Annotated in this window: 1 protein-coding gene; it reads right to left on the reverse strand. The window is 62.0% G+C overall.

All coding sequences use genetic code 11. From position 1 onward, the window contains the following. Nucleotides 1-52 precede the first annotated feature (52 nt). Nucleotides 53-820, reverse strand: a 768-nt coding sequence (locus IVA82_RS36580; RefSeq protein WP_247493789.1) for an IS66 family transposase, incomplete at its 5' end; no start/stop codon positions are given.

Below are 820 nucleotides of genomic sequence, written 5' to 3' on the forward strand. Positions count from 1 at the left end.
GTACGCGTCCGGCCAGCACCCCAGGTAAGGGCGATGGTCGGCCGCGAAGCGCTTAGGCAGCGAGGGTGGCCGTGGACTGATGGTTCGCCTTCCAATTCCAGGGAAGAAGGTCAGCGACTTTGTTGGCAGGGTGATCTGGAAGGCGGGCGAGCACGTCCGCGAGCCAGGCTTGCGGATCGACGTCGTTCAACTTGCAGGTCTCGATCAGGGTATAGACAGCGGCGGCACGATAGCCGCCAGCGTCTGAACCGGCGAAGGTCCAGTTTCTCCTTCCGACCGCCACACCTCGCAACGCTCGTTCGGCGGCGTTGTTCGTAAGACAGACGCGGCCGTCGTGGAGGAAGCGGGTGAACGCTGACCAGCGGTTGAGAAGGTAGTTGATCGCCTTGGCGGTATCATTCTTGGTGGAGAGTAACGCTCGCTGCTGGCGCATCCAGATTTCAAGTTCGACAATGAGCGGCCGTGATCGTTCACAGCGCACGGCAAGCCGCTGCTCCGGCGTTTTGCCGTTGATGGTGCGCTCGATCTCGAAGAGGACATCGATGCGCCGCACAGCCTCGCTGGCGATCGGCGCCTCTCCCTGTTTCACCAGGTCGACAAACTTCCTCCGGCCGTGACTCCAGCACGCCGCTTCAAGGATCGGCGCCGGCTTCCTTTGAGCCTTGTAGAGCTGGTTGTATCCATCAAAGGCATCGGCCTGCATGAGACCCACATAGCCGGCAAGATGGCCTTGCGGATGTTCCCCGGCACGACTGCGCGAGTAATGGAACGCTGCCGCCGGTGGGTCTTTGCCGCCAAACGGCCGGTCATCCCGCTTATG

It is taken from the genome of Bradyrhizobium sp. 142, assembly GCF_023074015.1.
Classification (GTDB): domain Bacteria; phylum Pseudomonadota; class Alphaproteobacteria; order Rhizobiales; family Xanthobacteraceae; genus Bradyrhizobium.